The organism is Amycolatopsis sp. NPDC054798 (genome assembly GCF_053611505.1).
Genome location: NZ_JBSHAM010000058.1, coordinates 1 through 6,485, shown reverse-complemented (window position 1 = coordinate 6,485; position 6,485 = coordinate 1). Strand labels below are relative to the sequence as shown.

The window sequence follows — 6,485 nt, the reverse complement described above, 5'->3', positions numbered from 1 at the left end:
TGTGTTGGTCTTTTATTTTTTAACAGTCCGCCGCGGTCGCGCCGCTCAACGCCACTGTCTTATCATATATCACACCCTCGGCCCCCACCCCGCACTTCTGCGGGAGCGAGGAACCTGCCGCACGCGGGCCAACTGTCTGCTTCGTTACACCGTCGGAAAATTCCGCCCCCGATCGCGTGAACCTGACACACTGGGGGGTGACGACAACTCCGGGAGTGTCCATGTCGCGCGACAGCTATCGGACAGTTCGTACACCGGACGGCCTCGATCTGGCCGCCACCCTCACCGAGCCGGACGGCGCAGGCCGCCGCGCGGTGCTGCTCGTGCAAGGGGCGAGCGTCACCCGCGAGGAAGGCGGGTTCTTCACCCGGCTCGCCGCCGGTCTGGCCGAGGCGGGGACAGCTTCCTTGAGAATCGACCTCCCAGGTCACGGCGAGAGCGAAGGCCGTCAAGAGGATCTCACGCTTTCCGCTCTGCTCAACGTGATCCGCGGCAGCCTGGAGCACCTGGCCGGCGCTGTCCCTGGCGTGCGCACGTCGCTCGCGGCGGCCAGTTTCTCCGGCGGCGTCGCGGCGCACTACGTGGCCAAGCGGCCGGACGACGTCGAGCGGCTCGTGCTGTTCAACCCGCTCCTCGACTACCGCAAGCGGTTCGTCGACGACAAAGCCGAGTGGTCCGCGGACGGTTATCTCGACGACGAGAAGGCCGCCGAACTCAAGAAGCAGAACTATCTCTTGCACGGGCCCGGTTTCCGGCTCGGCCGCGCCTTGCTCAACGAGGCGTTCTGGTTCGAGGTCCGCGAAAACCTGCCTCGCATCGCCGCGCCGACGCTCATCGTGCACGGCACCGAGGACACCTTCGTCCCCGTCGAGTCGTCGCGGGCGGCCGACCGGGAGCTGACCTGCGAACACCGGCTGATCCAGCTCGACGGGGCGCAGCACGGCTTCGCGGTGCACAACGACCCGGAATACGCCGATCCGCGGACGCGAGCATGGCAAGGGCAGGTGATCAGCGAAGTCCGGGAATGGCTCAGCCGTTGAGCGCCTCCCGGAATTCCCGGACGTCCGGGCGGTTGTGCCACGGTTTGAGCACTTCGACGACCCGGCGCAGTTCTTCCTTGGTGCGGCGGGAGTTCGTTTCCGCCGCGCGATGCGCGGAGGCGAGGCCGGTTCTGGCTGCTTGGTCCGGTTCGCCGGAAAGGGCCAGCGAGTTTGCCATGAGAGACAAGAAGAAACCGTAATCGCGGCGGGAGAACTGGGTTTCCTTCAACGTCTTCTCGTACAGCTCCACCGACCGGCGCGGTTCGCCCGCTTCGGTGTAGCAGATGGCGGTCTGCATGTTCAGCAGGGTCGCGTTGAAGTGCGCGCCCAGCGGCGATTCGACCGGCCCGGCCTCGTCCAGCAGTTTCCAGGCGACGTCGAGTTTCCGGTTGACCTGATCGGCCGTCGCGCCGAGCATCGCTTCCGCGCGGGCTTCCTGCTGCGCGGCTTCGGCCTGGAGCCGCTGGGGGAGCGACCAGGGGCCGCTGCGCACCGCCCTGGTGAGGATGAGCATGCGCCGCGGATCGCGTTCGTCGTAGGCGACTTGGGCTTTTTTGAGCAGAATGTAGCCCTGCATCGCGCTGTCGCCCGCCGCCTGCGCCCATTCCATCGCGCGGTCGTGCCAGTACAGGGAATCCTCCCGCTGCCTGCGGTCCCGGTAAAGCCAGCCGGCGAACTCCGCGCCCTCCGAACCGATGCGCAGCAGGTCCCGCTGATCCTCGGCGGTCGCGTCGCGGGCGATCCGGTCGATGATGTCCAGCACGCCGAGCGTCATCGGAAGGGTTTTCGCCGGACCGCTTTCGCCGTCCTCGTATTTGTACTGGTCGAGCTGCCGCCGGAAATAATGCGTGACGGTTTTGTCCATGTATCTCCGCGGATTCTCCAGCGCTCGCGCGACGTGCTCGGCGCTGCCTATTCCCAGCGCGGGCAAAGCCGCGACCGGCAGGCCGTTTTTGAGCAGTGAGCGGCGACTGAGCGGGCTCATGGCGTCCCATTCTGTAGTCGGAACCGCAGGCGGGGCCGCGTCGCCGGGGGCGGGCACGAGCCGGCCCAGAACGCTGGCCGCGACGGTGGCCCGGTCGAGGGGCAGCGCGACCGGGCGCCCGTCCACGATGACCGGGAGCAGGACGTTGGACGGCCCCGGCGGCCCCCGGAAGTCCGGCGCGGTGCCCTCCCGGAGCAGCTCCTCCAGCCGGGCGGGGCTGATGCGCAGGAGCCGGGCCAGCCGGTCGCGCCGGCACGGGCGCGGTTCGGAACGTCCGGATTCCCAGGCCCGGATGCTTTTCTCGTCAGCGGGAAGCAGTGCGGCGAGCTTTTCTTGCGTCAGGTTCGCCGCTTTGCGTGCCCGGACAAGTCCTTCTCGCCGTTCGCCCATGGGCGACACCCCTTCGCCACGAACCGGGGTCGTCAGATTACCGCAGGTCACCGTGTGCGAGGCAAGGCGATTCGCTCGGTTGCCGCCCGCTTTTCGCCCGGTTTGCTGGCTGGTCCAGGCCACTGCCCGGCCGCATGGTGGTGGGGCAGAGCGAAGACACTTCCGAAGCTGAGAGGTGCGTCGCATGAAGGCAGCAACGGCACTCGGCGAGGCCACCCGCACCGGCCGTCCGGCGGTGGTGATCGTGTGTTGCGTGCTCTTGCTGCTGGTACTGGTCTCGATGTGGGTGTGGCGGGCCCGCCGGCCGATCCCGCCCCCGCGCGGACGGCCGACGGTCCGCGACCTCCAGGCCCGGCTGGACTACGAGGTCCAGGCCGAGATCGAACAGGCCCGGCTGGCCGAATTCCGCCGGACGGCCGAGGAGGCCGCCGCCGAACGCGCCGGAAAGGGCTCGGAGGACGACACCGACGTCATTCCGAAGGTCGAGGACACCATCGTCTTTCCGGAGAACCGAAAACCGGGAAAAGGGATGAACCACCCTAAGGCTCGGTGCGGTTAGGAGCGTCCCGCCCATCGCTCACCGCACCGTTATGCCTGCCCCAGCCTGGCGCGGCACGCCACCTCCCCTGGGCTGGGGCAGGCCTCACGCTTGCCCGATCCGCGGCGACCAGCGAATCCCCGCGGGCGAGGGCATATGTCACGCCGTCCCGGATCGCTTCCTGAGGGGCCGTGCCAGCGGCAGGCCGCGCGTCGTCGCGGCGCGGGACCGGGTCCGGGACCGCTCCCTGGGGCCGCTACTAGCCTCCCCTCGCGTCGGGATGCAGACAGGCAAGCGATGGTCGGCCCGGCGCAGCTGCCGCTCGCTGCCGGGGGTTCGCCGGCCGGTCGGTCTTCTCCGCGAACCGCCGTCTTCCTCTCGCCCTGTTCCGCACATCCACATCCGGAGGCTCGATCATGATCACGTTCGTTCTCGTGCACGGTTCCTGGCACGACGGCTCGGCCTGGGACGCGGTCGCTTCCCGGCTGGAAGAACTCGGTCACCTCGCGTACAGCCCGACTGTCGCCGGTCACGGCAAAGGCGCGCACAAAGCGGTTCACCACGACGACTGCGTGCGGTCGATCCAGCGGTTCGTCGTGGACCGCGATCTCACGGACGTCGTGCTGGTCGGGCACAGCTTCGGCGGAACGGTGATCGCACGGGTCGCCGAGGAAATCCCGGAGCGGCTGCGTCGCCTGGTGTTCTGGAACGCCTTCGTGCCGAGGCCGGGCACCAGCGTCGAGGACGATCTTCCGCCGCACTACCGCGAGTTGTTCGCACATCTGGCCAGGGGATCGGCCGACAACACGGTGACGCTGCCGTTCCCCATTTGGCGGGAGGCGTTCATCCAGGACGCCGATCTCGACAGCGCGACGGCCGCGTACCGGCGGCTGTCGCCGACGCCCTACCAGCCTTTTCTCGACCGGCTCGACCTGTCGAGGTTCTCCCGGCTGGAGATCGCCAAAAGCTTCCTGAACTGCACCGACGACACCGCGCTGCCTCCCGGCGAATGGGGATGGCACCCGCGGATGTCCGGACGGCTCGGCCTGCACCGGCTGGTGCAGCTGCCCGGCAGCCACGAGGCCGTCTTCACCGATCCCCGGCTGCTCGCCGAGAAGATCGTCCAGGCCGGGAGGGACTGACGCGGCCGCACCGCGCGATCGGCTGGCGGAACAGTCCACTGTGGAGGATCAGCACGAGATGATGTGAATGAGGATTCATGTGCTCCTTGGCGTTTGCGCTGCGTTTTCCGCAGTCGAAAAAGGAACAAACAGCGCAACTTAGGTTACTTTCCCGCAGGTAGTCCCGATCTGCCGGAAATATCGCGAAACTGCCCGTCCTGGCGGTTCTCCTTGTCGGGTCTAATATGCAGGAAAAGTGCACGGAAAACTGATTCCTCCCCGGCGGGCCGGCGCTACGGTCGGAACGCGGGCGGCAAACCGCCCAGAGAAGAACAACAGGGAGGATCTGCACATGCGTACGCTCACTGCGGTTGTGGCCGGTGCGGCGGCCACGAGTGCGCTGCTGCTGGGAACCACTTCGGCGATGGCCGCCGTGCCCGCCCAGCAGGCCGGTGCCAGCATCGCCACGATCCAGGTCTTCTCCAGCGGCGACGTCTACCGGGTCGAACTGCTGAAGCAGTCCGACGCGGACCAGGCGGTCAGACTCATGAACGGCCAGGCCACGCATCCGGGAATTCCCGTCGGCGACATCGTCCGGGGTTCCTCGGGCGTCAACACCGGATACGACTGGCACATCGACCCCGCCACCTTCCACTGGGCCGACACCACGATCGAAGCGTGCGACGGCCAGCCGCACGAAGTCAGCAACCCCGACGAATGGAAAGTCCGGCAGTACTGCCCGTGGACCATCAAAGTCCTCTCGGTGACCCCGGAAAACTGACCGGTCCGGCGGGGGACGGCCGCGAAGCCGTCCCCCGCCGTTTCCGTCGAACAAGGGTGTATAACGACCTATGCAGCCCCGCGGGAAAGCGTCGCGATCTCGATCCTCGTCAACCGCTCAGAACTCACGATCACCTCATAACCCCGCAACAGACCGCCGTGAACCTCGATCTTCAGCACCCCCACCAGCCGTCCTGCCGGAGCGAGCACCAGCCCGACATCCCCGTCGATCAGCGCGAGTTCGGCGAGGCGGGCATTCCCCGCGAACAGCTTCGTGCCCCGCGCGACTTCGCCCGCCCCGCGCAGCACCGCAGCGGCGCCCGGCGGCAGCATCGCCGGATCGGTATGCCGCACGACGTCCGGCGCCAGCACGGTCAGCAGCGTCGCCATGTCCCCTCCCCGGGCCGCGGACAAGAACGCCGTCACCACTTCCCGGTGCTCAGCCAGTTCCGCGGCAGGCACCGCCGACACCCCGCGCACCCGCGACCGCGCCCGGCTGGCGAGTTTCTTCGCAGTGGCGGGCGTGCGGTCGAGGATCGGCCCGACCGCGTCGAACGGCACCGCGAACAGATCGTGCAGCACGAACGCCACCCGCTCGGGCGGGGCGAGCCGGTCCAGCACCACCAGGAGCGCGCGTCCGACCTCCCCGGCCAGCAGGACCTCGTCCTCGGGAACGTCGCCCCCGGCGGCGTCGGGGAGTTCGGAAACCGGGGTTTCCCGCCGGGCCCGCAGCGCGTCGAGGCAGAGCCGCGACACGACGGTCGTCAGCCAGCCGCCGAGGTTGTCGGCACCGGGCGTGCGGTTCAGCCGCAGCCACGTCTCCTGCACGACGTCCTCGGCCTCGGCTGACGAGCCCAGCATGCGGTAGGCCAGCGCGTGCAGCCGCGGGCGCTCGTTTTCGAAGCGCCGCGCCAGTGCGTCGTCCATCGGTCACCTTTTCCCGTCTCGATCCGTCATGGGAGTGCCGGCCCGAGGACCAAGGACGAGAGGAACCGGATGACCGTCATGCTAGCGCCCCTGCTGCACGTGGATTCGAGCGCCGACCGCGAAGCGTCGGTGAGCAGGCGGCTGGGCGCGCTGTTCGCCGAGGAGTGGCGCAGAGGCGGCGGGACGGTGCGCTATCGCGACGTTTCCGCCGAACCCGTGCCGCCGCTGCGCGAGGCGTACGCGCGGCTCGGCCGCCGCGTCGAACGCAAGGGAGCACTGTCGCTGAAAGACATCGCGGCGCTGATCGCGGACGACGACGAACAGCGCGAATGGGACCTGACGCTGCCGCTGGTGAACGAGGTGCGCGAAGCCCGCGCCGTGCTGCTCGGGGTGCCGATGTACAACTTCGGCATTCCCGCGACGCTCAAGGCGTGGATCGACCGGATCAGTTTCCCCGGAGTGTTCGTGGATCCGGAGAGCGGCCGGAAACTCCTGGCGGACAAGGACTTCGTGATCGTCGCCGCGCGAGGCGGCGGATACGGCCCTGGCGCGCCGCGGGAGAAGTTCGAGTTCCAGGCGTCGTATCTGCGCGCCTACCTCGGCGACAAAGGCGTCGAACCGGACCGGCTGGCGTTCGTGGCCGAGGAGTTCACTCGCGTCGGCGACGTCCCGGCGCTGGACGGGTTAGAGGACCTGGCCGCCGC

Annotated in this window: 7 protein-coding genes; 5 read left to right on the top strand and 2 right to left on the bottom strand. The window is 68.4% G+C overall.

Features of this window, described 5'->3' with window-relative positions; all coding sequences use genetic code 11:
• Positions 1-221: 221 nt before the first annotated feature.
• Positions 222-1,040 carry an alpha/beta hydrolase gene (locus ACWGIC_RS29935; protein ID WP_452079263.1) on the top strand — a complete coding sequence of 273 codons (819 nt, stop codon included), beginning with the start codon at positions 222-224 and terminating at the stop codon, positions 1,038-1,040.
• On the opposite strand, the gene ACWGIC_RS29930 is transcribed toward ACWGIC_RS29935, so the two are convergent.
• Positions 1,030-2,415 carry a helix-turn-helix domain-containing protein gene (locus tag ACWGIC_RS29930; RefSeq protein WP_452079262.1) on the bottom strand — a complete coding sequence of 462 codons (1,386 nt, stop codon included), beginning with the start codon at positions 2,413-2,415 and terminating at the stop codon, positions 1,030-1,032. The two genes, ACWGIC_RS29935 and ACWGIC_RS29930, sit on opposite strands and share 11 nt — an antisense overlap.
• A 184-nt stretch (positions 2,416-2,599) precedes the next feature.
• Here ACWGIC_RS29930 and ACWGIC_RS29925 point away from each other — a divergent pair, with 184 nt between their 5' ends.
• From ACWGIC_RS29925 to ACWGIC_RS29915, 3 genes are all read left to right on the top strand, one after another.
• On the top strand, positions 2,600-2,974 hold the full coding sequence (locus ACWGIC_RS29925; protein WP_452079261.1) for a hypothetical protein: 375 nt from the start codon (positions 2,600-2,602) through the stop codon (positions 2,972-2,974).
• A gap of 395 nt (positions 2,975-3,369) precedes the next feature.
• On the top strand, positions 3,370-4,095 hold the full coding sequence (locus ACWGIC_RS29920) for an alpha/beta fold hydrolase (RefSeq protein ID WP_452079260.1): 726 nt from the start codon (positions 3,370-3,372) through the stop codon (positions 4,093-4,095).
• Positions 4,096-4,426: 331 nt separating this feature from the next.
• Positions 4,427-4,855, top strand: coding sequence for a BP74-related protein (locus tag ACWGIC_RS29915; RefSeq protein ID WP_452079259.1), 429 nt, complete (start codon positions 4,427-4,429; stop codon positions 4,853-4,855).
• Between the two features lie 68 nt (positions 4,856-4,923).
• Here ACWGIC_RS29915 and ACWGIC_RS29910 read toward each other — a convergent pair whose 3' ends face one another.
• The gene (locus tag ACWGIC_RS29910) at positions 4,924-5,781 is read right to left on the bottom strand and encodes a sigma-70 family RNA polymerase sigma factor (RefSeq protein ID WP_452079258.1); all 858 of its coding nucleotides are present in this window, start codon (positions 5,779-5,781) and stop codon (positions 4,924-4,926) included.
• Positions 5,782-5,850: 69 nt separating this feature from the next.
• Here ACWGIC_RS29910 and ACWGIC_RS29905 point away from each other — a divergent pair.
• Positions 5,851-6,485: FMN-dependent NADH-azoreductase (locus ACWGIC_RS29905; protein ID WP_452079257.1), on the top strand; the 635-nt coding region annotated here is incomplete at its 3' end.

Bases quoted from the DNA above. Each gene is read 5' to 3' on its own strand.
- ACWGIC_RS29930 (WP_452079262.1), bottom strand. From the start codon at position 2,415: ATGGGCGAACGGCGAGAAGGACTTGTCCGGGCACGCAAAGCGGCGAAC.
- ACWGIC_RS29915 (WP_452079259.1), top strand. From the start codon at position 4,427: ATGCGTACGCTCACTGCGGTTGTGGCCGGTGCGGCGGCCACGAGTGCG.
- ACWGIC_RS29935 (WP_452079263.1), top strand. From the start codon at position 222: ATGTCGCGCGACAGCTATCGGACAGTTCGTACACCGGACGGCCTCGAT.
- ACWGIC_RS29925 (WP_452079261.1), top strand. From the start codon at position 2,600: ATGAAGGCAGCAACGGCACTCGGCGAGGCCACCCGCACCGGCCGTCCG.
- ACWGIC_RS29910 (WP_452079258.1), bottom strand. From the start codon at position 5,781: ATGGACGACGCACTGGCGCGGCGCTTCGAAAACGAGCGCCCGCGGCTG.
- ACWGIC_RS29920 (WP_452079260.1), top strand. From the start codon at position 3,370: ATGATCACGTTCGTTCTCGTGCACGGTTCCTGGCACGACGGCTCGGCC.